This is a genomic window from uncultured Marivirga sp. (assembly GCF_963974845.1).
Taxonomy (GTDB): Bacteria; Bacteroidota; Bacteroidia; order Cytophagales; family Cyclobacteriaceae; genus Marivirga; species Marivirga harenae.
The window spans coordinates 695988-721864 of the sequence record NZ_CAXBEQ010000001.1 but is presented as its reverse complement, the minus strand read 5'-3'; the positions used below and the strand labels follow the sequence as shown (position 1 = coordinate 721864).

Genomic DNA, 25877 nt, shown 5'->3' with positions numbered 1-25877 from the left:
AGTAAAAAATGAAATGTAAAGTTATTCAATTTTAATCATGATTCACTTCTACATTGAGGTTTAATAATACTATCTAATTCAAACTTAATTTCCTTAGCTTTGCAGCATGGTTCAAAAAGTTAAATCACAGGCCGAAATGCTGGCAAAACTGGGTATAAAAGGATTAAATCCTATGCAAAAAGAAGCACAACAAGTGCTTAAAACCTCTGAGGATACAATCTTGCTGTCTCCAACCGGAAGTGGTAAAACTCTAGCATTTTTACTTCCGATTATAGAATCATTAGACCCAGAATGCAGAGAAATTCAGGTACTTATTATAGTACCATCTCGAGAATTAGCTTTACAAATTGAGCAGGTCTTGAGAGAATTGGGTAGTGGATATAAAGCCAATGCCATCTATGGCGGCCGAGCCGGTTCGAAAGATAAAATAGATTTACAGCATCCACCTGCCATTCTAATCGGAACCCCCGGTAGGATTGCTGATCACATTAAGAGAGAAAGTTTTGCAGTAAAAAGTATACAGACTTTAGTACTAGACGAATTTGATAAATCATTGGAAATTGGTTTCGAAGGAGAAATGAAAGCCATTATTTGGGAACTTCCACAGCTGAGAAAAAAGATTTTGACCTCTGCTACTGAACCCAAAAGAATACCCGAGTTTTTAGGTTTGCGTGATCCATTTTATCTCAATTATCTTGATGAAAAGAGTAATAAACTGTCTATAAAAGTTATAAAATCACCAGATAAAGATAAACTTGAAACCTTAGGACTTTTAGTACAGCAATTAGGTGAGCAACCCGGAATTGTATTTTGCAACTTTAAAGATAGCATTGAAAGAGTAAGTGAATATTTAGCTAAGCTAAATATTCCTCATGGTAGTTTTTATGGAGGATTGGAACAGAAAGATCGTGAAAGAGCTTTAATTAAATTCCGAAATGGAAGTTATAAGCTATTGTTAGCTACCGATTTGGCGGCTAGAGGATTGGATATTCCTGAAATCAAGTTTATTATTCACTATCATTTACCTATTAAAGAAGAGGAATTTACCCATAGGAATGGTAGAACTGCTCGAATGCATCAATCAGGAGTAGCCTATGTTTTGGAAGGAGCAGAAGAAAAACTTCCTAATTTTATCGATACCGAATATACTACTATTCAAGAAATTGAACAAGAAGTAGATGTTGAAGTAAAGTTTCAAACCTTATTCATTTCAGGAGGCAGAAAAGATAAAATTTCGAAAGGAGATATTGCAGGCCTGTTTATGAAGGAAGGTAAACTTCAAAAAGTAGATATAGGCGTAATAGAATTAAAATTGGATTGTGCTTTTGTAGCTGTGAATGCTGATAAAGCTAAAAATGTAGTGAAAGCTTTAGACAACAGCAGATTGAAAAAGAAAAAGGTGAGGATCAGGTTAGTCTAGGAAAAGGGTAAAAAAGCTCAAGCGAGTCGCTTGAGCTAGTTGGAGGGAACTCAAAAGCCCATCAGCTAGAGGGCTATTTTGCTACAAAGAAAGAAATAATGCAACAAAAAAAGATATCAATGCTATACTCCCCATCAAAATTAAAAAATAGGATTGTAGTTTAATCCAGTAGACAGTAGTTCCTAAGATTCTCTTCATATCATCTAAGCCGGTTTTCTTGAGATACTTTTGTATTACAATTCCCACGAGAATAAAAATTATAGCAAGTAGTCCATATAAAAATTCAAAATTCAAATGCATGGATTCTGATAGATTTTAATGAATATGTTAAAATACATTTATGAAGTTAGCCCAAGCGAAACGCTTGAGCTAGGGTTTTGGGAATGAATATCATCGCGGAATAGCATAAATTTCCTCTTGCCTTCCATCGATATAATAGATTTTTTCGCCATCGAAAAAGGCTTCTTCTTCCAGCATAATTCGGATTTCTTTATTCCACTCTTGAATAAAAACTGCCGCATTGAGTTCAATAGAATAAGTAGTATTGGGATATAAAGGATAATCACCGCTTCCAGAAACTCCTCCTTGTGAGTCCCACATACCAATAGTAGGACCTGCTGCATGACCATGATAGCCAATGGGGTGCGTATAAATAGTGGGTTTCAATCCAGCTTCCTTTGCTTCTTCCAGTGCAGACAAAAGCATTTCATTTCCTGTTCTGCCTGTTTTGAATTGATTGGTTAAATGATCTTGCACTTTTTTACCTTCTTCAAATGCTTTAACCAGATAATTGGGGATTCTCTGCTCTCCAGGTTTCAAAACATAAGCATGTTGTTGGGTATCCGTATTCAATCTCAGATAGGTAATACCAAAATCCACATGTAGTAAATCTCCAGGCTGAATAATTTGCTGGTCAGGTCTTTTGCTAAAGCTTCTCAAATGATCAAAATTTTCCGGGTCAGCTCTTTGTACATCTACTGTAGGATGAAACCAAGTTTTCAATCCAAGCCTATTAATCTCTTGTCTATACCACCATACTAAATCATCTGTTGTGCTCACTCCGGGAGTGATGGCTTCCAACGAAAATCCTTTCGCTATGATTTTATGGGCAATATTGCATAAGTGCTCATAAATTACTCTTTCTCTCTCTGTTCTCGTTTCTAACCAACCAACAGCTAATTTCTCTGCTGAAATCACCTTTTTCTGTTGCGGTTTTGATAATGCATTCATTAGTAAATCATATTCCGACTTCACCAATCCATCAGCATGAGAAAAATCATTGGACATATTTACCCCTATTTTTTCTGGATTTTTTTCTTTAATGAGCTCTGCAAGTCTTTTCCATTGGTCAGGTTGCGTATCAGGATTCCAAGCCCTTTTAAATATCTCGCCCACATCGTAACGGGCAACTGCATGAGTTTGCAATTCGGCTCCTTTTTCCGGCTGATAAATCACCAACATGGTGGTTCTTCTAGCGGCCATCCAAGTTGACGGCAACATCGTTTTGATGACAGGATCCTCATTATATTCGCTTGAAATAATGACCCACATGTCGATGTCTGTTCGCTCCATTATTTCAGGTAATAATGCCTCAAAACGTTCTTTTAAAATCTCATCCTCCACTCTGGCCTGCTCTTCTAAGCTAAGAATTTCAGGGTATTGAGCAAAGCTGAGGTAGTTAATGAGAATTGACAATAATAATATGCAGAAAAATTTGATTTTCATAATGGTATAGAATTATCTAGAAGAATAAAGTAAGTAAATACAATTAGTGACAGCTATTCTTAGACCTGTCAAGATTTTAATTGTCAATATAGAAAAAACTAAATAAACCTGATATTTTAAAAGGTGGAAACCTAACCGTTCCTATATTCCGATACCAAAATCAATTAATTTCTGTCAAAACAGAGTAGCTATTTAGTTTCCCGTTCTTATCGTACTGCTCAGACCTTACCACCCCCACATTTTTAGCTATCCACTCTATATTTTTAGTCTCACGGGTAATCATAGCATCAAATTTAACAATCGAATTGATTTTGTAAGTATCATAGGTTCCAGCCGGCACTTCAATCTCCTCTTTAGACATTACTTTTCTATCTTGAATTTTAATCTCCATTTTCATTTGCATAGGTCCTGCTATAGTCATTGTAACTCCTCCATCTTCCAAGTACTGCCCAACTTCCAAGTTTTCAGGAATAGTAATGGCGTCAAACTCCATTTCAACATCCATATTTTTGAAGCTTTCCATAGTTTCTTCTGGAACATATTTTGACATATCCATCTCAACTACTCCGTCCTTGCAAGTAAATTCTACCTCTTTCTCCAAGACCAATTTATCTTTTCTATCATAAGAAGTGAGCATGACACTTGCTGTAAGCGTTCCTCCATCTTCGCTAACAGAGAGTACTTCATAACTTTGTTTACCTTGATATTTATCTTTTGCATTATAATTGGAGGTTGTCCACTTCCGCCCTTCATCCAATAATAGATAAGGATTACAGTCCGATTGAGCCCAAGATTTAAGAGGGCTTGACAAAATAAAAATGAAAGCGAGTAATTTGATAAAAGTCTTCATAGTCTGGCAAATAAGTTTTTAGCAAATTACAATTTTATCTTGATAGTGGCAATGCTAAGAAAAAAACTGGAATATGCTGTATTTGATTTTTGATGAAGAAGCTATTGAAGCAGTTCCTGATTTCTCAATATTTAATTCTATTTCTTAACCATCTTTTGGTGAATAACCCCTGTTTTTTGAGATGGATATTTAGTTCCTACTACTTCAAAACCCATTTTACCATAGAAATCTATTGCAGCTTCTCTTGCATTCAATTCAATTGTTTCCACCTGGTTCTCTTTACATTTTTTTAACAACTGAGTTAAAATACTTTTTCCAATTCCTAATTTTTGATATTTTGGTAGGATAGCCATTTGGGAAATAATTCCCTTAAAATTTTCTATATTTAATCGACCAGTACCAAGAACAACACCGTTCTCTTCAATACATACAAGGTGATAACCATGTTGTTCAAAATTATCATCGATCAGTTTATCAGCATCACTCAAACCCTGAAAAAAACATATTTTCCTGATTTTCTTCGCCTTAGCATAGAATTCATGCTCTCTATCAATATACACTAATTTCAATACCAAATATTTTTACTTTTCTTCTGCTAGATTTCATGATTCTAAAATCACTTATCTCTCAAATAAACCTCTAGTTGTTACTGGATATCATCATTTTAACAATTCACCTTCCATTCTCACCATCACCTCTCCCTTTAACTTTGGCAGGTCCTTCTGGGTCAGTCCTTCCGTTGAAATAGCAGGAAGAATGTGAACATGCACTGTACCGGGCTTCATTAAAAAGCTACTTGGCTTCATCAATTTGGCTGCATCTTTTATGACTATGGGTAAAATTGGAGCTTGCGCATCTATGGCAATTCGAAAAGCACCGTCATAAAATCGCTGCAAGGGTTGATCCGTTCGGTTCATGGTGCCTTCAGGAAAAACCAGTATGGAAGATTCGTTTTCCAAAACCTCATTTAATCGATCTTTACTTTTCTGTCTGCTTAACGGATTTGATCGGTCCACAACCTCAGTTATCATTTTGATCAAAAATCCAAAAATCGGGATTTTGGTCAATTCTTTTTTAGCCAAAGCTTTGAAAGGAGCATCAATAGCTTGTGCAATGGCGGGAGTATCTAAAAAGGAAGTATGATTTGAAATCACCACGTAGTTTTCTTTTTTATTGAAATTTTCAGTCCCCTTTATTTTATAGATGATTCGGTTGAAAGTACTAAAAAGTAATGACCATAAGCGAATTGCCTTGAAACTGAGATGTATTCCTTTCTTATGGATCATGGGTGGAATCAAAAACACCGGAAAAAGGATGATCATAAAAACATGGAAGATGAGCAACGCCCAAATAGTATAAAGGAATTGGAAAAATTTCAACATTTAATCTTTAAAAGTATTTTTTATCAAAAACAAAGATGCTGAAAATTCCTGTTTTAGGCAGATTTTTTTTTGGAATAAATGGATTGCTATATATTACCGATCCAATTCCAGAAGATTCCGGATAATTTTAGTCTCAATTCCTTCGTCATGAGAGTAGAAATACCGGAATGACGTGCTCATTTATCGTTTGAACAATTATAATCACCTACTAAACATAATAAATGCTCCCCAGTAATAAGGATGTTTGTATTCATTCAACATGGCTAACTGGGCAGAACGAAATGCATCTTGGATGGCTTTTCCTTTAACATTTTCTCTGTAAAATCCCGACATCAATTTCTGAGTGGCAGTGTCATCTACTTTCCATAAACTCATCACTAAAGATTGGGCTCCAGCCACTATAAAAGCTCTTTGAAGGCCATAAACACCCTCACCTGATTTCACATCTCCTTTTCCGGTTTCGCAAGCGGAAAGGACTACCATTTCCGTATTATTCAAATTGAGATTAATGGCTTCATAAGCTGAGAAAAAGCCATTATCACTTTGGTTGAAAGACTGGGAACTTCCCGTACCTTGTGAGGATCCTGCTCCACTCAGTAATAAACCCGAACGTAACAATGGATTTTGTCTGATGTACTGCAATTGAACTCCAAACAAATTATCGTTAGCCTGTTGGTCTTCCAAAAAATAGCCATGGCTTGCTAAATGCAAGTATTTTGGAGATTGAACCATCTTTAGATTCGATTCATTGGCCTCTTTATCCAAATACTTTTGCATTTGCATTTTAGGGGAAAGGAATCTTGAAATATCCTCGATCTCCTTTCTTGTACCTGGCAACTGAGCAATTGACTGGCTATCAAAATTAGGATCACCCATTAAATAGGCTTTTTGTTGACCGACTTGACTTTCCGATTTTTCAAATAATATATCATTAGGATGGCCTACGTATCTAATATCATGGTCTTGAATGAGGTATTTACCGTTTGGTTGCTGTAGTGTATTCATGTTCACCTGATTATAAATTCCATCTGGAGAAATGTATATTCTGGATGAATTTCCTACTTCCTCTTCCATGCTTTTCCAGTATTGATCATAAGAGTATTCATCTTTCATTTTCTGATTGATGACATTATTGTAATAGGCGTAATATCGATTTTCTAATAAGTCTCCACTCTTATTAATTACTATTTCTGGTTTACTAGCACCTTTCTTCAAAATCACATAAGCATAGGCATTTTTAGAAGTCAATTGCTTATCAAAAATTGGGTACTGAACAATCTCAACCATCACCTCTCCAGGCTTCAATTGATTCAAAATATTTCTATAATCAGTATTTCTGTCCTCATAAGCATTTGAAAAAGCATCTGATTTAAGTGATAGTTCCTTTTCAGTTTGATTAGTAGCATTTTCTAAAGAATCCACGTTAAAAGATTGCTCTTGAATTTCTTCCTCCGTTAAAGCATAAGCATTAGCTAACTGTTGTTTTTGATCCAGCCATTGTTCATAAAGCGAAGTTAATTCCTCATCATTCTGATTAAAAATCGTATTCCTAAGTGATGTAGAGGCACTTAACAAGATTCCCTTGGTTGACAATCTATAGCGCATAAAATCTTCCAATAGCTCAGGATATTTTTGATGATTTTCTAATGCAAAATTATAAAATCGGAAAAAGCGAGGCTTCATTTGTTCCCAGTATTTGGTTTTTTCGGCTTCACTCAAAGCAGGGAAATAATCTTCTACAAACTCTTCACTTGTCTCCATCACCCTTTTGAAGTAGCTTTTTGCAGATTCAATTTGGTTACTGCTCCAAAACCACAAAGCCATATCCTCCTGGCTTTTCACTACCTTCGGATGATTATTTGACAACTTTCTTTCACGTGTATAGAGTGCTGCCTGCAATAAAGGTTCTGCTTTATCAAGTGCTCCTAAAAAACGGTACAAGTTCCCTAAGTCTGCTTGCGTGCCTGCCGTGGTCAAATGTTCGGAACCAAATTCATTTTCATAAATATCTAAAGCCAATTTTAAAGCTTCCTCGGCTTTTTCGTATTCTCCTTTTTGAACATATAGCGCAGCAATATTAGATTTCATGTGAGCATAGTCGGGATCATTTTTAGCGTTTAACTTCAATCTGCTTTCTTGCAAATCCAAAACCTCTTGAAATGTATTTTCTGCTGTTGCTAAATCTCCATTTTCTTGCTCCAGGATAGCTTTATTAGTTAAAAATTGCAAGTAGGTGCTATTATTGTCTGTTAAACTTTCTTTGGCTATTTTAGTGCATTTCTTCATCAAGTTCAAGGCTTGGTCTGCTCTTCCCATGTACTGATTCAAAATGGCTGCATTGTTTATGTAAATCGCATAAGGAAGCTTTTCATTTTCATTTTCTGAATTAAGCAGTTTACCTAGCTGACTAATTATCTGCTCGGCTTTAAGATAATTTCCCAAGTTAATTTGAAGGACCGCATAATTATTTAATTCAGCTAAGTAGCCAACACTTTCATTCCCCTGCATTTCTTTCCATCCATCTAATGCGATTTGCGTAAATTCCTCCGCTTTGGTAAATCTTCCCATTTCACCGTATATCAACCCTAAAAGTCCAATAACTTTAAGATAATTAGGTTCATCAGTAGCGGAAATTTGTTCATACTTAAGTTTTGCTAATTGTAAATTTGTTTCCGCCAAAAACTGGTTACCCATTTTATAATTTAATCTCCCGAAATCATAAATGTCACGAGCTGCCTCCAGATCTGATTGTGGTTCACCATCTCTTAACAGAAAATTAGCCGTTTTCACTAAACCTTCTCCCTTTTGTTGATTTTCAAAAGACTCCGTTTTATCCAGGAAAGCAATTGCGTAGTTAAAGGAAAGGGTATCATAACTCTCACGTTTTTCGTCAGTTTTTTCTTTCAATTTATCTTTAACTAATTTTTCAGCTTGCTTTTTCAGCACGCTACCCACTCCAAACTGTGCAGTAGCAAGGTGCGCATGAAATGATACGATCAAAATCAAAAAAGATATTGCTGATAATTTTAAGTGAAAAGTCATAGCTCTTAATTCTTTGTTATTTAGGTAATACTAATAAAATCAAACATATTTCATAAAAATAAGTAAAATAATTAGTGATATATCCATAACAGGAGTCGAGAAATTCAATTGCAGATTTTTTAACATGATGAAGAAATTAAAAATACCTAAGATCGTTCCTGACTATCAAAACAAGGAAAAGATTATCTTAAGAGACTTTTTAGCCTTAGAAAGAACTACCCTGGCCAATGAGCGCACATTGTTTGCTTACATTCGCACGAGCTTATACTTAATTTTGGGAGGGATTGCATTTCTAAAAATGGAAAGTCTGCAAACTGTGCAGTGGCTGGCATATTTATCCTTTGGAATAAGTTTAATAATGATTATCTATGGGATAGTCCGTTATTTCAAACTAAAACGAAAGCTGCAAAAATTTTATGACGAAGATGCTATGAAACCATTTGAAGATGATCAAAAACAAGAATCAGACTAATTTTTTCAGTCTTTATAATTAGTTTAAAATTAAGTGTTTGTACCTTTGTACCCGAATTCAGAATAAAGCTTTATGTATCCAATTAAAAAAGTAATTATAGGATTAGATTTAAGTGATTTAGACAAAACCATGGTGGAGTTTGCAGACTTTTTGGCAAAAGCTTCAGCAGTGGAAGATGTTTATTTTGTAAATGTAATTAAGAACCTTTATGTGCCTAAAGAGGTGTTGAAGGAATTTCCCGATATGGTGGAAAATGCTATTAAGGAAAGAAAAAGTGAAATGGAGAAAAATTTCGAAAAATTCTCCACTGGAGAACATAAAGCCAATTTTCATTTCCATGTTCAAACAGGAAAAATTGCAGACAGTATTCTAAAATTCACCAAAGAGAAAGATATTGATTTGATTGTAATGGGTAGAAGAGAAAAAGCTGCAGAAAGTGGTTCGCTTGCCCAAAGGCTGGCTAGAAGAGCAGCCTGTAGCCTTTTGATTATTCCTGAAGGCACTACACCAAAAATGGATAAAATCTTAGTGCCAAGTGATTTTTCAGAGCATTCCAAATTAGCTTTGGAAGAAGCACTTAATATAGCCCAACTAATCGATGGGTCTACAGAAATTACAGTTCAAAATGTCTTTACTGTACCAACAGGTTATCATTACACTGGCAAAACTTTCGAAGAATTCACAGAAGTTATGAAGAAAAATGCAGTAAAGAACTATAAAAAATTCATAAGTTCAATTGATACAAAAGGTATTAAACTTAAGGCAGTCTACTCTCAGGATACCAATGAAGATGTGACTACCGACATGATAGATAAAGCACACCAGATTAATGCGAATGCTATCATTGTTGGTGCAAAAGGACGTACTGCCACCACTGCATTCTTTTTAGGAAGTATTGCAGAAAGACTAATTCAACTAGACAATGACATTCCCCTAATGATTGTAAGACCTAAAGGTAAGAATGCCGGCTTCTTGGAATTTTTAAAAGAATTATAATGCGCAAAACAATAGAAAAGTTTTACGATTGGTTATTTGCAAATAAGGAAAATGACGAAGTGGTTCCTTTTGCGAATAAGCGATTCATGTTTTGGTTTTCTATAATCAGCTTTGCAGTAGTACTATTTTTCATTATCAAAGATGTTGTTAGAAATATCCAAAACGTGCAATAATAATGCAGCACATTTCTCTAACTGATCTCAATTTATTAATTAAGGATACCCTCAACACCCAGTTGGAGCCCTCCTATTGGGTAGTAGCTGAAATTGGCGAACTACGGGAGGCTAGAAATGGTCATTGCTATTTGGAATTTGTAGAAAAAGATGAAGAAAGCAATCAACTATTATCCAAAAGTAGAGCTACCATTTGGTCATACAGCTACCGTAGCATCAGTGCTTGGTTTCAATCTATTACAGGGGAAAGTCTAAAAGCTGGTATGACGGTATTGGCCAATGTTCAAATACAGTTTCATGAAGTATATGGTTTAAGCCTAAATGTAAAGGATATAGATCCTAATTTCACCTTAGGTGAAAGAGCCAGGAAAAAGCAGGAGATTATAGCACGACTCAAAGAAGATGGTATTTTTGAGATGAATAAAAGCCATGCCCTACCTATAGTTCCTCAAAGAATAGCAATAATCAGTGCTGAATCAGCTGCAGGTTACGGAGACTTCATGAATCAAATCGGAAATAATGACTATGGTTACCAATTGCGAAGTCAACTTTTCGTAGCTACCATGCAAGGAGATAAGGCAGCTCAAACGATCATTAGCGCTTTACATCAAATCCATCAACAAATGGAGGATTTTGATGCCGTCATTCTGATCAGAGGAGGTGGTGCGCAGGTTGATTTAGATTGTTTTGATGACTATGAATTAGCTGCCCATATTGCACAATTTCCACTGCCTGTATTTACTGGAATTGGTCACGAGCGGGATGAAACGATTTGTGATTTGGTAGCACACTCTAAATTAAAAACTCCAACTGCAGTAGCTGAATTTTTGATTAGGGGAATGAGAATTTATGAGGAAAAGATAAATTTTGCCACTCAAAATATATTGGCTTATCTCAATCAAAAAGTAGATTTAGAGCAACATAAACTCAATGACCGAAGACATTCTTTGAGATATGCATTAAGAAAGCATTTCAATAAGGCTGAAAATCAGTTGGCTCGACACGAACAAAAACTACAATACGGTGTTCGTAAAAACTTTCAAAATAGTCGACAAAAACTCGAGATTTACGAAAAAACTTTGGAATTGATAAATCCTGAAACGGTTTTCAAAAAAGGATATTCCTATACTAGCCTGAATGGCAAAAGCATCATGGGACAGAAGTTGAAAAAAGGAGATGAATTGAAGACTATTACGGCTAAGCAGGAGGTTAAAAGTAGAGTGGAATCTGTTGGGAAGAATGATTAAATATAATTATACACCGAAAGTGTCATCCAGTGAATGGTACTAGCGAGACGCTAATACCAGTAAAGTATTTGTTGTGATACTAAATTCCTAATTCCAAAATTTGTAATTCGAAATTATTTCCCAAATCCTTCCATAACCCCCAAGCCAAATAATGCAAAATCATATTTCACAGGATCGTTGGCATCCATTTTTCTTAAAGCTTGGGTTAGTTCTTCTGCGGTTTGCCAATCAGTTTGTTTTCTTTGGATTAAGCCTAACGTCCGTGCTACCCTATCCACATGCAAGTCGCAAGGGCAAATTAAATCCGCTGATTTGATTTGATGCCAAATTCCAAAATCCACTCCTCTATCGTCTTTTCTGACCATCCATCTCAAAAACATATTTATTCTCTTACATGCCGACTTTCTTTCAGGTGTAGCAATGTGTTTACGGGTCCTTTGAGGAGCTATTTCGGAAGCAAAAAAGAAATGGTGAAAAGCAATCAGGCTTTCTTTCATGAATTCGTTCTCAGTTGATCTGCCCAACAGGAAAGCCTCCTCTAAACTATCATGTTTTTGATAGAATGCTTTAAAGAAATGAATAAAATAAAGGGTATCAATATCATTGAAAGTCCTATGCTTAAAATGCATCAGATCTTTTAAATCATTTTCAGAATGATGCATTATAAATTCATGTGGACTGTTCCCCATCATTGCCATTAGCTCTTTGCATTTATTGATGATGGTTTTTCTTTGTCCCCATGCTAAAATTGAAGCAAAAAAAGCAGCAATTTCTATATCCTGCTTTTTAGTAAATAAATGTGGAATACTGACTGGGTCTTCGGCAATAAAGTCTGGTCGATTATACAAGTCATACTTTTCATCCAATAAGGATCTCACCTCCTCAATTTGCTTCATGCTTAATCCTTCAGGGGCAGATAACTAATTTCAACAGGAAATTTGTAATCAACACCGCCCAGCTTCTCGAACGCCTTTTTGGAAATCCTGATTACAACTTTCTCATCTACGCCAGTGTTCGGCAGCTTCCCTAAAACTCGAACAAAAACAATTTGATCGTTTAAATCATTTCGCACCTGCATGATGGTGCCAATTTTAGCTGTTCTATGAAGTGCCAGATACTTTTCTGTACCCTCAGATCCCGCAATTACCTCAGCAACGCCCTTTTCAATAATTTTATCCACTTTCGGCATGTCATCATCTTCCACCGTAAAATAAGCTTTTGTGTCTTGTTTTTGAGGGTTGGATACTTTTGGCTTAGTAGTATCAAAATCTGGCTTCTCGTCTTTTTTGGCGTCTTCTATTTCTACATCAGCCATCAGTGCATCCGGATTTTGAATATAAATTTTTTGTCCAAGGCTCAATTGGTAGTTGTTCAAACTATTCCATTTCCTCAAGTCTTCAACTTTAACACCATACTTTTCAGATAGGCTGTACAATGTTTCACCTGACTGAACTGTATGTAATCTAGACCGATCAGTGCAATCTATCGTACTTTTTTCATTGGCCAAGTCAGCTGATTTTTCTTTTTCAACTGCAGGGGGTACAATTTTAATTACCTCTCCTCCAACAAATGGATCTTTGAATTTATTCCACTTTCTAAGTTTCGATTCTTGCAAACCATACATTTCAGCCAACTTTTTATAAGTCTCCCCTTTCTTTGCATTATGGAAAGTCTGTACACTTGGCGTTTGATATTGATTAGTAGGCACCTCTTCTTCCTCCTCTTTTTTCTCTTGAGCTTTAGCCTTTACAATTAGTTTTTGCCCAACTGCTATATTATTGTCTTTCAAATTATTTAACTCAATAATTTCACTCTGGGTAACGCCATATTGTTTGGAAATACTGTAAATAGTTTCACCTAAATCAACAACGTGTACAAGTTTATCTTTTTGATCAATTTCAATCCCTTGTTTAGTATCGTCCGATCGGAAATTGGTAGGATTACTGACCCACAATTTTTGTCCGATTTCTAATGTAGTAGATTCTAAATTATTCCATTTCATAATATCTTCTTGACTGACGTCATATTGCTTCGAAATTGAATATATAGTTTCGCCTGCATTTACAATATGTTGTTTTGCTTCTTGCTTTTGGGTAGTTATTCCAGACGAAGAATTGAACTGTTCTTCTCGATATGGAATCAGTAATTCACGACCGATTTGATCAATTTTATACCCATTCTTTTCTTGTGGATTCACCTCTTGAATGTCCGCAACGGAAACATGATAGCGTTTCCCTAAAGAGTAAAGCGTCTCTTTAGGTTCTAATTTATGAATTATATATTTTTTGCCATCAATGACTTCTATTCCGACTGAATCAACTGCAGAAGCGTTAACTCCAAGCGATGTAATTAATAAGAAAAATAAACTGATTAATGAAATTTCTATCTTCATGCTTTTACGGTATCCAATTGCTGTACAAAAATGGTTATTATGTAATGATAAGTAAAATAAATTTGGGTTTTAATTCTCAAATCATAAAAGAAAACGTGATTTTCTTTTATGGATTATAAAAGTGACCGTTTATTAAAAAGATCTCCTAAAAGAACAGCTTCGTAGAAAATTTTAAAAATGTCAGGACTTATTATTGTTGCTTAAATACTAATCTCTTAAATTGAATGAATATTTGTAATACATGAAAAAAACAGCCTTAATTTTATTCCTACTCTCTATTATTCAATTTCCAGTTTTTGCTGATACGCTATCTACCAAGTCTGAAGTATTCATCATGGAAATCAAAGATCAGATTGATGCCAGGACTAAACGCTATGTTGATATTGCCCTCCAAGAAGCTAAGGATAGAAAATCCTCTCATATCATCATCGAAATGAATACTTATGGTGGTGCTTTATATGATGCAGATGAAATACGATCCGCATTATTGAATTTGGACATTCCTGTCTATGTTTTTATTGACAATAACGCTGCTTCAGCTGGGGCACTAATTTCAATCGCTTGCGATAGTATTTATATGGCTCCTGGAGGAAGTATAGGTGCTGCAACTGTTGTCAATCAAACGGGTGAAGCAGCGCCTGACAAATACCAGTCTTATATGCGTTCCATTATGAGGTCAACAGCAGAAGCCAAGAATCGTAATCCACAAATAGCAGAGGCAATGGTTGATGAAAAAATTGAGATTGAAGGCATTACCAAAGCAGGGGAAGTGATAACATTTTCAACATCGGAAGCAATCACAAACGATTTTTGTGAAGGTCAATTCAATAATACCACAGAATTATTGACGCATCTGAATTTAGATGATACCAAAGTTTATCGATTCCAAACAAGTACAACAGAATCAATTATTTCATTTTTTATCAATCCGTTCATTAGTGGAATTTTGATTCTAATCATAATTGGTGGGATATACTTCGAATTGCAAACTCCAGGGGTTGGGTTTCCAATCATGGCTTCTATTATAGCTTTAGTTCTGTATTTGATACCCTATTACCTAAATGGGTTGGCAGAAAACTGGGAAATCTTAGCTTTCGTCATAGGATTGGTTTTAATAGCTATCGAAGTATTTGTCATTCCAGGCTTTGGAGTATTTGGGATTTTAGGCTTGATATTGACTTTGGGTTCTTTAGTTTTCATGATGTTAAATAATGAAATGTTTGATTTTGAATTTGTACCAAGTGAAAACATAACTCGGGCTTTACTGACGACCTTAACTGGCCTGTTTGGTAGTATAATTTTAATGTTTATAGGTGGAGTCCGTCTAACAAATAGTAATTTTTTTAAAAGAGTAGCCTTACAAGGAGTTCAATCCAAAACGGACGGCTATTCATCTCGCTTTATAGAAGCTGGAATGGCCGGTAAAACCGGTTCAGTATTCTCGGTTCTCAGACCAAGCGGAAAAGTAGAAATCGAAGGAGAACTGTATGACGCACATACCAGAGGTGAGTATTTGGAACAAGGTGAAAAAATAGTAGTGGTTGATGAAAGTGGTACGAGTTTAAAAGTAAAAAAAGCGGAAAACTAAGAAAATATGGACATAATAGGAATCATCCCAGCAAGATATGCCTCAACCAGATTTCCCGGAAAACCATTAGTTGATATTGCGGGTAAAACCATGATTCAAAGAGTGGTAGAACAGTGCAAGAAAAGTAAGGCACTGAAAAAGGTTATTGTTGCTACTGATGACAAACGTATTTTCGACCATGTTGAAAAGTTAGGTCATGAAGTTTATATGACTAGCCCCGACCATAAAAATGGAACCGAAAGATGCCATGAAGCTTTAAAACTAGTTAGTGGTAACTATGATTTCGCCATCAATATCCAAGGTGACGAACCATTCATAGATCCTCAGCAAATTGAGCTTTTAGCTAGTATTTTAAACAGAAAAACAGAGATTGCTACCTTAATAAAGAATATTGATGATCTTGAAGATCTTAAAAACCCTAATGTAATAAAAGCATTAAAAGCAGATAGTGGGTTAGCCTTATATTTTTCTCGCTCTTCTATACCTCATATGAGAAATATCCCTACCGAAGATTGGATGAAAAGTCATCAACATTATAAACACATTGGAATCTATGCCTACAGGGTTGATATTCTGGCAAAATTAGTAACCCTTTCTCCTACTCCTTTAGAATTAGCTGAATCTTTAGAACAGTTAAGATGGATTGAAAATGGCTATAGAATTAAAACCGCAATTACCCCTATAGAAACCATTGGAATTGACTCTCCTGAAGATTTGGAAAGAGCTTTAAAGGAAATGCCATTATGAATGAAAAACTTATAAAAGGACACCCACATATTCTATTAAAACATCAGAATCCCAATATCGAAATACTTCAAAAAAGAAGTGATGATTTCTACTTATCAATGGATAAAAGAAGATCGGTTCGAGAGTTTTCTGACAAAAAGATCCCGAGAGTAGTAATTGAAAACATAGTCAAAACTGCATCAACTGCGCCTTCTGGTGCTCATAAACAACCTTGGACATTTTGTATTATATCTAATCCAGCATTAAAAAAGAAAATAAGGATTGCTGCCGAAGCAGAAGAAAAAGAAAGTTATGACAGCCGAATGAGCGATCAATGGTTAAAAGATTTAGAACCAATCGGCACAGACTGGGAAAAGCCCTTTTTAGAAACTGTACCGTACATTATTGTGGTTTTTAAAAAGATTTACGATGAAGAAGAAGGACAGAAAAAAACTAATTACTATGTAAACGAGTCAGTTGGAATTGCTTGTGGCTTCTTAATTTCTGCTATACACCAAGCTGGCTTGGCTACGCTAACTCATACGCCCAGTCCTATGAATTTTTTATCGGAAATTCTGGAAAGACCTAAAAATGAAAGACCCTACTTATTGTTACCTGTTGGGTATCCTGCTGAGGAGACTTATGTCCCTAAACTTGGAAGAAAGGGGTTAGAAGAAATGGCTAAATTTTATGATTAAAGTGTGATTGTAACTTTCTCTACCCCTTCTACCAATAGAATATGACAACAATCCTTGCCAATAAGCATTTCCTGAGTAACTACTTTTTCGCCATTTTTAACTCCTACAAAAATGACCGTCTTGCCCTCAAACGAAACACTATCCATTTCGCCATCAGTAGCCACAGGATAAAAACCTTCCTCCAGCTGGGTTAATTCTTGATCTATGGTGACATTAAAGTCTTTAAATTCAGTGTAATAACTATCTAATTGAACAGGATTACCATGTTGATCTTGGATTTGCAATTTTATGACCCTAAATTCCATAGTGCATATTACATCAGGATCACAAGGATTATCCTTATTCGATTTATTTTGGTCTTGACAAGTAGCTGCCATTGATATGAAACAAAATAATATAAACAAATTCTTCATTATTCTTCAATTTGAATTTCAGTCTCACCCTCAATCAAAATCACATGACAGCAGTCATGACCTATCACCATTTGATGTTCCACTACATTTCTTCCATCTATTTCTCCAACGAAAATTAAGACAGTGCCTACTTTATCCAGTTCTTCTAATTCTGCATCTGAGATGACAGGATAAATGCCATTTTCAACCTGAAAATCATTTTTATCAAATTCAAATTTATTTCGGGAGTCTTCAAATGTATAAAAATCATCCAAGACTACGGGATTCCCATTTCCATCTTTAATCTCAAGAGTAATAGTTCTGAATTCTTCAGTACAAATCAAATTTTCAGATTCACAATCATCACTAGAAAGCTTATCTTCTTCACAAGAAATAAGTGAAAATGAAAAAATAGCAACTAAATAATATAAGGAGTTGAATTTCATAAAGCTCTACTTTTTTTACCTAACGATGCCTACCTTCCAATATTTTGACCACATCTTGTAGCTTATATCCTTTGGCTTGTAATAGAATTAAATAATGGAATAACAAATCAGCTGACTCATTTAAAAACAACTCCTCGTTATCATCTTTAGCTTCAATTACTACTTCTACAGCTTCCTCTCCTACTTTTTGTGCAATTTTGTTAATTCCCTTTTCGAATAAACTTTTCACATAGGATTTTTCACTATCTCCATTTTTTCGTTCTTCAATAACCGCTTCTAACTGCTTAATAAATCCTATGCCTTCATTTTTTTCACCCCAGCAGGTATCTGCACCAGTATGGCAAGTAGGTCCATCAGGATTCACCTTAATTAGAAAGCTATCTTGGTCGCAATCCAAAGATATGTCTACCAAATGTAGAAAATTGGAAGAAGACTCTCCCTTTGTCCAAAGTCTTTGTTTTGATCTGCTAAAAAAGGTCACTTTTCTAGTAGACTGTGTTTTCTCAAGTGCTTCTGCGTTCATGTATCCCAGCATTAGTACTTTCCCTGTTACATTGTCTTGAATGACTGCAGGCAATAAACCATTTTCACCTTTTGAAAAATCGGGTGTTTGCATAATTCTCAATTTTTTAAAATCTAAATTTTAGATTCTTGTAGGTATATTTTTACTTTTTAAATACGTTTTTAATTCAGGGATTCCAATTTCCTTAAAATGAAAAATACTAGCTGCTAATGCAGCGTCAGACTTCCCAGCTGTAAAGGTATCATAAAAATGCTGCATATTACCTGCCCCTCCTGACGCAATAACGGGCACATTCACCAAAGTTGATACTTTAGCTAAAAGCTCATCAGCAAAACCTGCTTTTGTCCCATCATGATCCATAGACGTTAACAATATTTCGCCTGCTCCCAATTCCACAGCCTTTTGTATCCATGCTTCAGTTTCAAGTCCGGTTGGTTTAGATCCACCATGCGTGTGTACAATATTTTTATCACCAACTCTTCTAGAATCAACCGCCACTACTATACACTGCGAGCCGAATTCATCAGCCATTTTTTTGATAATTTCGGGATCCCGCACTGCAGCAGAATTGATCGATACTTTATCTGCACCAGCTGCCAACAATACGGAAACATCTTCTACCGTGCTTATACCACCTCCCACTGTAAATGGGATATTGATAGCCTCAGCTACTTTCTCTACCAGTTCCACCAATGTTTTACGCTTTTCATTAGTTGCGGTAATATCTAAAAATACTAGCTCATCAGCACCTTCTTCTGCATAAATTTTGGCTAATTCAACGGGGTCACCAGCATCTCGCAATTCAACAAAATTTACACCTTTAACTGTACGTCCGTCCTTTATATCTAGACAAGGAATTAATCTTTTCGTTAACATTTTACTGAAACTGCTTTAAGTCTTTTAGGTTTATCCTCTGTTCGTAAATAGCTTTTCCTACGATAGCACCATACACATTCATTTCTTCCAAAATTTGTAAATCCTCTAGTTGACTCACCCCACCACTGGCGATCAATTTTATATTCGGAAATCTATCAAGAATATTTTGATACAGCTGATTGGAAGTACCCTGTAAAGCTCCATCTTTAGAAACATCAGTACAAATCACATATTTCAGACCTTTCGCTAAATAGTGCTCCAAGAAATCGAAAATATGTTTCTCTGAACTCTCCTGCCAACCATGAATTGCGATATGCTCATCTTTCACGTCTGCACCTAAGATAATCTTCTCAGCCCCAAACTCATCAATCCATTCTGTAAACAAGCCTTCATTCTTGATAGCTATACTCCCTCCGGTAATTTGGCTAGCACCAGCTTCAAACACCGCTTTTAAATCGTCCGTGCTTTGTACACCGCCACCAAAGTCAATGGTTAAATTAGTACCTTCAGCAATAGACTGAAGCACATCTAAATTCACCACCTTTTTTGCTTTTGCACCATCCAGATCGACCAAATGTAATCTCTGAATGCCAGCAGCTTCAAATTCCTTGGCCACAGCGAGAGGATTATCATTATATTCCGTTTTTTGGTTGTAGTCACCTTTAGTAAGGCGAACACATTTTCCACCTATAATATCAATAGCAGGTATTATTTGCATTTCTTTATAATTCAAATAAAAAATTTCTTAAAAATTGTTCTCCCGCTTCAGCACTCTTTTCGGGATGGGGCTGTATGGCATAGAAATTATTCTTTTTCAGCACATTGCTAAAGGGCAACATATAGTCAGTTTGAGAAATAGTTTGCTCGCAAATTTCTGCATAATAAGAATGCACGAAATAGTAATAAGCAGGGGATTTTATGTTTTTAAATATAACATCATCCGACAAACTCCCTACATTCCAGCCCATATGGGGTACTTTCAAATCATTCGGAAACTTCTTCACTTTCGCATCGAAAATTCCCAAACATTCCGTATTACCTTCCTCAGAATGACTGCATAAAAGCTGTAGCCCTAAACAAATGCCAAGAAACGGCTTTTCTATAGATTTAATCACCTTATCCAGATCTCTTTCCTTTAGATACTTCATAGCAGATATTGCTTCTCCTTGCCCTGGAAAAATCACTCGATCTGCATTCAATATTTCTTCAGGATTATCTGTTAAATTCCCTTCTAACCCCAACCTTTTTAAAGCCAACATCACGGATTTGATATTGCCTGCATTATACTTTATAACTGCTACCTTCATTTATAATATTACATATTAGCACATTTGATATACTTTGAACTGGATGGCATTAATAGTAATCGATCAATATCAATTTCGTTTCCGTATCTAAACCATTTCCAATTTCTAGAAAAGCATAAAGTGATAGCCAACGACTTAAAAAATTTTGCTTACTCTCGGCTTTAGTAATTTCAGATTCACTAATTGCTTTATCATTGATGTAATCCTGGCTACTCAATCTTCCAATACAATTCAAGACCTTACGATTTCCTTACTTCCTTCAAATCTTTAATTGAAGCCTTCAAGTCGACTATTCTAGCTTCCATCATTACCTTCAAGTGTAATTTCTCATTGTCCATCATAGATCGACAATTCTTTCTAGAAGGCGCAAGTTAATAATTGTATTCTTAACCAATGATAATATTAAAACTAAGATCACAAATTATTTTATGTAGCCAATAACTATTTACATGTACCTACGTTTAATGTTTATACATATATATTAATATAAAACATAATTTACGACCTACTTATGAAAACCAAATGGATTATTGACCCCATACACAGTGAAGTGCAATTCAACGTCAAATACTTGGTTATTTCAACTGTGAGTGGTCAATTTAATAGATTTTCAGGGCATCTAGAAACAGAAAATGGAGATTTTGATGATGCTTCAGCTGAATTTCAAATAGAAACAGCCAGCGTAAATACTAATGTTGAAGAAAGAAATAACCACTTAAAATCATCTGATTTTTTTGATGCAGCCGACTACCCATATATCACATTTGCTGATGGAAAACTAACAAGGTCAGGGGATGATTATAAACTAAAAGGCGATTTGACTATTAAAGGGAAAACCAAGAATATTACCTTAGATGTTGACTTTGGAGGTTCTATCCTGGATGGATATGGTCAGAAAAAAGCAGGTTTTGAAATCTCTGGAAAAATCAATAGGAAAGAGTTCGGTTTGACATGGAATGCAGTTACCAAGACAGGTGGTGTAGTTGTTAGTGATGACGTTAAATTAATGCTAAATGTACAAGTGATCCTACAAAACTAGTTTAACCAAGAGACTTTCGTCAAACTTAATTATTATCTTCTCTTACCAAAGTTAAACAAGCCGCCTCTTCCTCTGCTCGGCCGAATATTGTAATGCTTTCCGCCAACTCCAAATATTCTATTTAACATATCTCCTTGAATATAAAATTCTGCCTTCACATTAAAAATTAGATAATAATCATCGCTTTCAGGATTACCTCTAATCTCGCCTCTTCCTGACGGATTAGATAAAGCCGCAGCAGTTACTTCTTCAGGAACATTTAAATCAAATTCACTTAAATCAGGATACCCTCTTCCATTTACTCCGCTTACATCATCTAAATAATCAGTAAAGGTAATGCGATTACTTATCTGTGCGGTAACATCTATGAATTCCGTAACTTTAACTCGTACCCCAAGCCCAACTGGGATTACCATAGCAAATCTACCATAGGTATTAGGTCTTTCCGTTTCATATTTCCTTAACGAAACCATTTCACCTGCTCTTGGTACAGACATCAATGTATCTCCAGCTTCATTCCTTAAATATTCAGGAACTTCAGCTCTGGGATCAAATAACAGCACTCCTACACCAGCAAAAATATAAGGATTTACAAGCTTTCTTTGCGTAAAACGACTTGCAGTTGGAAAAAGTGAAATAGAAGCTGTGGCGCTTAATTCTAAATTATTGGAAACGAAGGACAAGCCTCTTGATCTAGTATTCAATTCGGGGTCAATATCTTGATCATCTCCAGAAAGCTGAAAAGCCATTAAATTAACTCCTGCTTGTACTCTATTGCTAAATCTGTATTGCAATCCGCCTACGATGTTAAGCCGAGTATCAAAATATGAACCTGGATTAGTTAAATCACCCAAAGACCTCGCATAACCTAGTCCACCGGTAGCCATCCAACGTCTATTGATCCGGTTGGAGTAAAAGCTTTGAGCAAAAATTTCTGCTCCGCAAAAAAACAATATCGATATAAGTAGGATTTTTTTCATAAAAACTTAACAATAACAAATATACAGAAAAATTTAGATAATCTCATATATGCAAAAGTTTGTACTCAAAACAAAAATAAAATAAATCAAATCCAAATTATCTTCATAATCGATACATATCAATCTATTTTTTTGTTTTTTTGGGTATGTTAAAACTAGCAGCTATTGATATTGGTTCAAATGCCATTAGAATTCAGTTAACAAGAGTAACCCTTTATGAGGGTAAAATCACTTTTAAAAGGCTAGAGTATGTTCGTTTTCCTTTACGCCTGGGACAAGACGTTTTCACAACAGGGAGGATAAGTGAACAATCTAAGGTTAAATTCTTAAAATTAATGCACGCATTCAAAATCTTGATTGACCTCTATGAAGTCGATGACTATATGGGCTGCGCCACCTCCGCCATAAGAGAAGCAGAAAACGGAAGATATTTAATAGAGCAGGTAAAAGCTGAGTTGGATCTTGAAATAGAAATCATTGATGGTGATAGAGAAGCAGATATGATCAACAAAGCGATTTTCCCCTATATGGATGACAAATCTTATCTTCATATAGATGTGGGTGGAGGAAGCACCGAGTTTAATTTTTACAGGAACAATATAAAATTGCTATCGAAGTCATTTAAGATTGGTTCAGTGAGACATCTTGAGACCAACAGCTCGCACCATTTGTGGTATGAGATGCAAAACTGGATTGAACAAAAAGTGATTCAAAAATCAGTAAAAATTCATGCTATCGGAACTGGAGGTAATATTAATAAAGTACAAGATTTAGTAAACAAAAAAGCAGGTAAACCTATAAGTATGAAAAAAGTAGTAGAAATGCAGAACTATATTAAGGGTTTTAGCATGGAAGAAAGGATAAATAAATTGCAGCTTAATCCTGACAGGGCAGATGTAATTATACCTGCATTAGATATTTACATAAATGCGATGAAATGGTCCAAAAGCCCCAGCATTATTGTGCCAGATAGCGGTTTAAAAGATGGCATAATGCAAGTGCTCTATGAAAGGAATAAAGAGATATTAAAATAGTCTATTTGGCCGCAACTGCTTCAACTTCAACTAACAACTCTGGTCTAGCTAATTTATAAACACCTATAGTGGACCGAGCCACTTTATTTGGATTCTCTGCATTATTAAAATATTCTCCATAAGCCTGAAACCAAGCATCCCAATCAATCTCACCCATTTCATCAGGTGCTAAATAAACTCTCAGAAAGAATATATCCTGCATATTATAACCTTCAGCTTCGATTGTTTCCTTAATTTTTTCTAAAGTCCCAATACTTTGCTGATATGTATTGCCATATTTTGACATATCACCTTCAGGAGCATCTGGGTTTAGCACTTCGCTCACCAAACCAGATGTGTAAAAAATATCTTTATCTTTTGGAATATAAGCACCCTTTAAAATACTGGCTTCTGGTCTATCAATCCTTTTAATATCCTCTGTCTCCCCTTTTTGCGCATCAGATTGACAAGACAAAGAAAACCACATTATAAAAACTAAGATTAGACTATTTCTCATCTTCTAAAGTTTTAAAATTAAAACGCTTAATTAACGAAAACTGCAGAATAAACAAATTATCATTATTCTCAGGATTACCAAAATTTGAAATGTTATCTAAATAATCAGTTTGGGGATTCAACCAACCGGTTCGTAATTGAAAACCAAAATCGTTAGCTAAAAAATAATATGCATTAAGAGTAGTGGGGAGTAAAACTGTAAAGTTAGAATAATCCTCTCCTTGATCTCTACTATTTAATTTTGATGCTAAATCATTATTATCACGATCAAACACTGAAAAACGTAAGAAACCAAAGCCTTGAGATAAATAGATCGAGTAATTCGGCTTTTTGAGCAAATGAATACTTGGCTCTACATGCAATGACTGATAATTAGTTTTAGCGAAATCATTAATTTGAAACTCTCCCTGGTCAAAAAATCGAACATCACGATTTTCAGCTTGCACTTCCCCTACACTTACCCAAAACCCAACATTAAACCAACGATTAGGAATAAACTGCAATGAAGCTGACATTTGAGTACCTGGTTTCTTATAGGCAGGTTCTAAATCTGTTTTTGGAATACTAGTCCCAAAACTTATTCCTGCAATTTTGGTCAGCGTAGAATCCTGCTGCCCGTAAACAGAAAAAGCAAGCAGGAAACTAATCAAAGTCAATATTCCAGCTTGCTTTCTCATATGAATTAAATTCTAATTACTTAGTACTTTTCAACTTAGTGAAGTCGTAGTCATCCAAAAACTTGGTGGTGAAATTACCAGATTTAAAAATCTCATTATCCATCATTTCTATATGAAAGGGGATAGTGGTTTTGACACCTTCGATCACAAATTCGCTCAAAGCACGTTTCATTCTAACCATTACTTCCTCTCTAGATTGTCCTGAAACAATCAATTTCGCAATCATTGAATCGTAAAAAGGTGGAATGGTATAACCAGCGTAAACATGACTATCTACTCTCACGCCATGACCGCCAGGCAAATGCAGGTTTGTAATCTTTCCTGGACTAGGTCTGAAGCCATTCGCAGGATCCTCGGCATTGATTCTACATTCCATTGCACAAAGGTGCGGAAAGTAATTCTGCCCTGATATCGTTATTCCAGCAGCTACTTTGATTTGTTCTTTAATCAAGTCAAAATCAGTAACTTCCTCAGTAATAGGATGCTCCACTTGAATACGCGTATTCATTTCCATGAAATAGAAATTGTTATGCTTATCCAATAGGAATTCAATAGTACCCGCTCCTTCATAACCTACTGCTTCAGCACCAGCTATTGCAGCTTTACCCATGGCATCACGCAATTCATCAGTCATTACTGGACATGGAGTCTCCTCTATCAACTTTTGATGTCTTCTCTGAATAGAACAATCTCTTTCTGAAAGGTGACATGCTTTACCGTTTTTATCTCCAACCACTTGAATTTCAACATGGCGTGGTTCCTCAACGAACTTTTCTAAATAAAGGCCCTCATTTCCAAAGGATGCTCCCGCTTCTTGACGCGCAGAGTCCCAAGCTTTCTTGAACCCCTCTTCATCATTAACAATACGCATCCCTTTACCTCCACCACCGGCAGTGGCTTTTAGTATAACGGGATACCCCATGTCTTTAGCAATTTTTTTACCTTCTTCAATAGATTCCAACAAACCTTCTGAGCCTGGAATAGTAGGAACGCCTGCAGCCTTCATAGTAGCTTTAGCAGTAGCTTTGTCTCCCATTTTACTGATCATCTCTGGATCAGCACCAATGAATTTGATGCCATATTCCCCACAAACTTTTGAAAATTCGGCATTCTCAGACAAAAATCCATAACCAGGATGGATTGCATCTGCATTAGTGATTTCCGCAGCAGAAATAATGTTAGGAATATTCAAATACGAATCCTTACTAGCCGCAGGCCCTATGCATACTGCTTCATCAGCAAAACGCACATGTAAACTGTCTTTATCTGCAGTAGAATATACAGCCACGGTATTGATTCCCATCTCTTTGCAAGTTCTGATGATTCGCAAAGCTATTTCACCTCTATTGGCAATTAATATCTTTTTAAACACGATTCTTTTCTTTTTAATGAAACAA

The 25877-nt window shown here is 35.6% G+C and carries 27 protein-coding genes; 10 read left to right on the top strand and 17 right to left on the bottom strand.

Annotation, left to right across the window (positions count from 1 at the left end; genetic code table 11):
• The first annotated feature begins 106 nt into the window (after window positions 1-106).
• A complete protein-coding gene (locus AAC601_RS03185) occupies window positions 107-1420 on the top strand; it encodes a DEAD/DEAH box helicase (protein ID WP_340152459.1) in 1314 nt (437 codons plus the stop codon).
• 390 nt (window positions 1421-1810) lie between these two features.
• On the opposite strand, the gene AAC601_RS03180 is transcribed toward AAC601_RS03185, so the two are convergent.
• The 5 genes from AAC601_RS03180 to AAC601_RS03160 form a co-directional block, all read right to left on the bottom strand.
• A complete protein-coding gene (locus AAC601_RS03180; RefSeq protein ID WP_340152458.1) occupies window positions 1811-3145 on the bottom strand; it encodes a M24 family metallopeptidase in 1335 nt (444 codons plus the stop codon).
• 160 nt (window positions 3146-3305) lie between these two features.
• Window positions 3306-3995, bottom strand: coding sequence for a hypothetical protein (locus AAC601_RS03175; RefSeq protein WP_340152457.1), 690 nt, complete (start codon window positions 3993-3995; stop codon window positions 3306-3308).
• Window positions 3996-4132: 137 nt separating this feature from the next.
• Window positions 4133-4555 (bottom strand): GNAT family N-acetyltransferase, encoded by a 423-nt coding sequence (locus AAC601_RS03170; RefSeq protein ID WP_340152586.1) that lies wholly within the window; start codon window positions 4553-4555, stop codon window positions 4133-4135.
• Between the two features lie 99 nt (window positions 4556-4654).
• Entirely contained in the window at window positions 4655-5377 is a 723-nt protein-coding gene (locus tag AAC601_RS03165; protein WP_340152456.1) for a lysophospholipid acyltransferase family protein, read from the bottom strand.
• Between the two features lie 201 nt (window positions 5378-5578).
• Window positions 5579-8419: a CHAT domain-containing tetratricopeptide repeat protein gene (locus tag AAC601_RS03160; RefSeq protein WP_340152455.1), complete on the bottom strand. Its 2841-nt coding sequence runs from the start codon at window positions 8417-8419 to the stop codon at window positions 5579-5581.
• 124 nt (window positions 8420-8543) lie between these two features.
• On the opposite strand from AAC601_RS03160, the gene AAC601_RS03155 reads away from it, so the two are divergent.
• The 4 genes from AAC601_RS03155 to xseA all read left to right on the top strand — a co-directional run bounded on the left by AAC601_RS03155 (window position 8544) and on the right by xseA (window position 11307).
• On the top strand, window positions 8544-8891 hold the full coding sequence (locus AAC601_RS03155) for a DUF202 domain-containing protein (RefSeq protein ID WP_303268156.1): 348 nt from the start codon (window positions 8544-8546) through the stop codon (window positions 8889-8891).
• A 72-nt stretch (window positions 8892-8963) separates the two neighbouring features.
• Window positions 8964-9887, top strand: coding sequence for a universal stress protein (locus AAC601_RS03150; RefSeq protein WP_303268155.1), 924 nt, complete (start codon window positions 8964-8966; stop codon window positions 9885-9887).
• Window positions 9887-10060 (top strand): hypothetical protein, encoded by a 174-nt coding sequence (locus tag AAC601_RS03145; protein ID WP_303268154.1) that lies wholly within the window; start codon window positions 9887-9889, stop codon window positions 10058-10060. The genes AAC601_RS03150 and AAC601_RS03145 overlap by 1 nt, the downstream gene beginning before the upstream one ends.
• Before the next feature lie 2 nt (window positions 10061-10062).
• Entirely contained in the window at window positions 10063-11307 is a 1245-nt protein-coding gene (gene xseA / locus AAC601_RS03140; RefSeq protein WP_340152454.1) for an exodeoxyribonuclease VII large subunit, read from the top strand.
• A 113-nt stretch (window positions 11308-11420) separates the two neighbouring features.
• Here xseA and AAC601_RS03135 read toward each other — a convergent pair whose 3' ends face one another.
• A complete protein-coding gene (locus AAC601_RS03135) occupies window positions 11421-12203 on the bottom strand; it encodes a TIGR02757 family protein (protein WP_340152453.1) in 783 nt (260 codons plus the stop codon).
• A 2-nt stretch (window positions 12204-12205) separates the two neighbouring features.
• The gene (locus tag AAC601_RS03130) at window positions 12206-13699 is read right to left on the bottom strand and encodes a LysM peptidoglycan-binding domain-containing protein (protein WP_340152452.1); all 1494 of its coding nucleotides are present in this window, start codon (window positions 13697-13699) and stop codon (window positions 12206-12208) included.
• 241 nt (window positions 13700-13940) lie between these two features.
• Here AAC601_RS03130 and AAC601_RS03125 point away from each other — a divergent pair, with 241 nt between their 5' ends.
• Genes AAC601_RS03125 through AAC601_RS03115 form a run of 3 tightly spaced genes read left to right on the top strand, consistent with a single transcriptional unit; the run spans window position 13941 to window position 16711 of the window.
• Window positions 13941-15287, top strand: a complete 1347-nt coding sequence (locus AAC601_RS03125; protein WP_303268150.1) for an NfeD family protein — start codon at window positions 13941-13943, stop codon at window positions 15285-15287.
• Between the two features lie 6 nt (window positions 15288-15293).
• On the top strand, window positions 15294-16034 hold the full coding sequence (kdsB, locus tag AAC601_RS03120; RefSeq protein WP_303268149.1) for a 3-deoxy-manno-octulosonate cytidylyltransferase: 741 nt from the start codon (window positions 15294-15296) through the stop codon (window positions 16032-16034).
• Window positions 16031-16711 carry a nitroreductase family protein gene (locus tag AAC601_RS03115; protein ID WP_303268148.1) on the top strand — a complete coding sequence of 227 codons (681 nt, stop codon included), beginning with the start codon at window positions 16031-16033 and terminating at the stop codon, window positions 16709-16711. The genes kdsB and AAC601_RS03115 overlap by 4 nt, the downstream gene beginning before the upstream one ends.
• Here AAC601_RS03115 and AAC601_RS03110 read toward each other — a convergent pair.
• Genes AAC601_RS03110 through hisH form a run of 6 tightly spaced genes read right to left on the bottom strand, consistent with a single transcriptional unit; the run spans window position 16708 to window position 20255 of the window.
• The gene (locus tag AAC601_RS03110; RefSeq protein ID WP_303268147.1) at window positions 16708-17124 is read right to left on the bottom strand and encodes a hypothetical protein; all 417 of its coding nucleotides are present in this window, start codon (window positions 17122-17124) and stop codon (window positions 16708-16710) included. The genes AAC601_RS03115 and AAC601_RS03110 overlap by 4 nt on opposite strands.
• Complete coding sequence (locus tag AAC601_RS03105) at window positions 17124-17549, bottom strand: hypothetical protein (RefSeq protein WP_303268146.1); 426 nt, start codon at window positions 17547-17549, stop codon at window positions 17124-17126. The genes AAC601_RS03110 and AAC601_RS03105 overlap by 1 nt, the downstream gene beginning before the upstream one ends.
• A 19-nt stretch (window positions 17550-17568) precedes the next feature.
• Window positions 17569-18165 (bottom strand): bifunctional phosphoribosyl-AMP cyclohydrolase/phosphoribosyl-ATP diphosphatase HisIE, encoded by a 597-nt coding sequence (gene hisIE / locus AAC601_RS03100; protein ID WP_340152451.1) that lies wholly within the window; start codon window positions 18163-18165, stop codon window positions 17569-17571.
• Between the two features lie 27 nt (window positions 18166-18192).
• A complete protein-coding gene (gene hisF, locus AAC601_RS03095; RefSeq protein ID WP_340152450.1) occupies window positions 18193-18948 on the bottom strand; it encodes an imidazole glycerol phosphate synthase subunit HisF in 756 nt (251 codons plus the stop codon).
• A 1-nt stretch (window position 18949) separates the two neighbouring features.
• Entirely contained in the window at window positions 18950-19666 is a 717-nt protein-coding gene (gene hisA, locus AAC601_RS03090) for a 1-(5-phosphoribosyl)-5-[(5-phosphoribosylamino)methylideneamino]imidazole-4-carboxamide isomerase (RefSeq protein ID WP_340152449.1), read from the bottom strand.
• 4 nt (window positions 19667-19670) lie between these two features.
• The gene (gene hisH / locus AAC601_RS03085) at window positions 19671-20255 is read right to left on the bottom strand and encodes an imidazole glycerol phosphate synthase subunit HisH (RefSeq protein ID WP_340152448.1); all 585 of its coding nucleotides are present in this window, start codon (window positions 20253-20255) and stop codon (window positions 19671-19673) included.
• 511 nt (window positions 20256-20766) lie between these two features.
• Between hisH and AAC601_RS03080 the strand changes: the two genes are divergently transcribed.
• A complete protein-coding gene (locus AAC601_RS03080; RefSeq protein ID WP_340152447.1) occupies window positions 20767-21294 on the top strand; it encodes a YceI family protein in 528 nt (175 codons plus the stop codon).
• A gap of 32 nt (window positions 21295-21326) precedes the next feature.
• On the opposite strand, the gene AAC601_RS03075 is transcribed toward AAC601_RS03080, so the two are convergent.
• Complete coding sequence (locus AAC601_RS03075; RefSeq protein WP_303268140.1) at window positions 21327-22274, bottom strand: hypothetical protein; 948 nt, start codon at window positions 22272-22274, stop codon at window positions 21327-21329.
• Between the two features lie 146 nt (window positions 22275-22420).
• Between AAC601_RS03075 and AAC601_RS03070 the strand changes: the two genes are divergently transcribed.
• The gene (locus AAC601_RS03070; protein ID WP_303268139.1) at window positions 22421-23308 is read left to right on the top strand and encodes a phosphatase; all 888 of its coding nucleotides are present in this window, start codon (window positions 22421-22423) and stop codon (window positions 23306-23308) included.
• Window position 23309: 1 nt separating this feature from the next.
• Here AAC601_RS03070 and AAC601_RS03065 read toward each other — a convergent pair whose 3' ends face one another.
• Genes AAC601_RS03065 through accC form a run of 3 tightly spaced genes read right to left on the bottom strand, consistent with a single transcriptional unit; the run spans window position 23310 to window position 25852 of the window.
• Window positions 23310-23804: a Rid family hydrolase gene (locus tag AAC601_RS03065; RefSeq protein WP_340152446.1), complete on the bottom strand. Its 495-nt coding sequence runs from the start codon at window positions 23802-23804 to the stop codon at window positions 23310-23312.
• On the bottom strand, window positions 23794-24480 hold the full coding sequence (locus AAC601_RS03060; RefSeq protein ID WP_303268137.1) for a hypothetical protein: 687 nt from the start codon (window positions 24478-24480) through the stop codon (window positions 23794-23796). Before AAC601_RS03060 ends, AAC601_RS03065 begins: the two co-directional genes overlap by 11 nt.
• Window positions 24481-24496: 16 nt before the next feature.
• Window positions 24497-25852: an acetyl-CoA carboxylase biotin carboxylase subunit gene (accC, locus tag AAC601_RS03055; RefSeq protein WP_303268136.1), complete on the bottom strand. Its 1356-nt coding sequence runs from the start codon at window positions 25850-25852 to the stop codon at window positions 24497-24499.
• Window positions 25853-25877 lie beyond the last annotated feature (25 nt).

Coding starts and splice junctions, on each gene's coding strand:
- hisA (WP_340152449.1), bottom strand. CDS start 19,666: ATGCAAATAATACCTGCTATTGATATTATAGGTGGAAAATGTGTTCGC.
- AAC601_RS03135 (WP_340152453.1), bottom strand. CDS start 12,203: ATGAAGCAAATTGAGGAGGTGAGATCCTTATTGGATGAAAAGTATGAC.
- AAC601_RS03175 (WP_340152457.1), bottom strand. CDS start 3,995: ATGAAGACTTTTATCAAATTACTCGCTTTCATTTTTATTTTGTCAAGC.
- AAC601_RS03070 (WP_303268139.1), top strand. CDS start 22,421: ATGTTAAAACTAGCAGCTATTGATATTGGTTCAAATGCCATTAGAATT.
- kdsB (WP_303268149.1), top strand. CDS start 15,294: ATGGACATAATAGGAATCATCCCAGCAAGATATGCCTCAACCAGATTT.
- hisH (WP_340152448.1), bottom strand. CDS start 20,255: ATGAAGGTAGCAGTTATAAAGTATAATGCAGGCAATATCAAATCCGTG.
- AAC601_RS03080 (WP_340152447.1), top strand. CDS start 20,767: ATGAAAACCAAATGGATTATTGACCCCATACACAGTGAAGTGCAATTC.
- AAC601_RS03125 (WP_303268150.1), top strand. CDS start 13,941: ATGAAAAAAACAGCCTTAATTTTATTCCTACTCTCTATTATTCAATTT.
- xseA (WP_340152454.1), top strand. CDS start 10,063: ATGCAGCACATTTCTCTAACTGATCTCAATTTATTAATTAAGGATACC.
- AAC601_RS03145 (WP_303268154.1), top strand. CDS start 9,887: ATGCGCAAAACAATAGAAAAGTTTTACGATTGGTTATTTGCAAATAAG.
- hisF (WP_340152450.1), bottom strand. CDS start 18,948: ATGTTAACGAAAAGATTAATTCCTTGTCTAGATATAAAGGACGGACGT.
- AAC601_RS03115 (WP_303268148.1), top strand. CDS start 16,031: ATGAATGAAAAACTTATAAAAGGACACCCACATATTCTATTAAAACAT.
- AAC601_RS03065 (WP_340152446.1), bottom strand. CDS start 23,804: ATGAGAAATAGTCTAATCTTAGTTTTTATAATGTGGTTTTCTTTGTCT.
- hisIE (WP_340152451.1), bottom strand. CDS start 18,165: ATGCAAACACCCGATTTTTCAAAAGGTGAAAATGGTTTATTGCCTGCA.
- AAC601_RS03075 (WP_303268140.1), bottom strand. CDS start 22,274: ATGAAAAAAATCCTACTTATATCGATATTGTTTTTTTGCGGAGCAGAA.
- AAC601_RS03185 (WP_340152459.1), top strand. CDS start 107: ATGGTTCAAAAAGTTAAATCACAGGCCGAAATGCTGGCAAAACTGGGT.
- AAC601_RS03150 (WP_303268155.1), top strand. CDS start 8,964: ATGTATCCAATTAAAAAAGTAATTATAGGATTAGATTTAAGTGATTTA.
- AAC601_RS03160 (WP_340152455.1), bottom strand. CDS start 8,419: ATGACTTTTCACTTAAAATTATCAGCAATATCTTTTTTGATTTTGATC.
- AAC601_RS03165 (WP_340152456.1), bottom strand. CDS start 5,377: ATGTTGAAATTTTTCCAATTCCTTTATACTATTTGGGCGTTGCTCATC.
- AAC601_RS03110 (WP_303268147.1), bottom strand. CDS start 17,124: ATGAAGAATTTGTTTATATTATTTTGTTTCATATCAATGGCAGCTACT.
- AAC601_RS03060 (WP_303268137.1), bottom strand. CDS start 24,480: ATGAGAAAGCAAGCTGGAATATTGACTTTGATTAGTTTCCTGCTTGCT.
- AAC601_RS03130 (WP_340152452.1), bottom strand. CDS start 13,699: ATGAAGATAGAAATTTCATTAATCAGTTTATTTTTCTTATTAATTACA.
- AAC601_RS03180 (WP_340152458.1), bottom strand. CDS start 3,145: ATGAAAATCAAATTTTTCTGCATATTATTATTGTCAATTCTCATTAAC.
- AAC601_RS03155 (WP_303268156.1), top strand. CDS start 8,544: ATGATGAAGAAATTAAAAATACCTAAGATCGTTCCTGACTATCAAAAC.
- AAC601_RS03105 (WP_303268146.1), bottom strand. CDS start 17,549: ATGAAATTCAACTCCTTATATTATTTAGTTGCTATTTTTTCATTTTCA.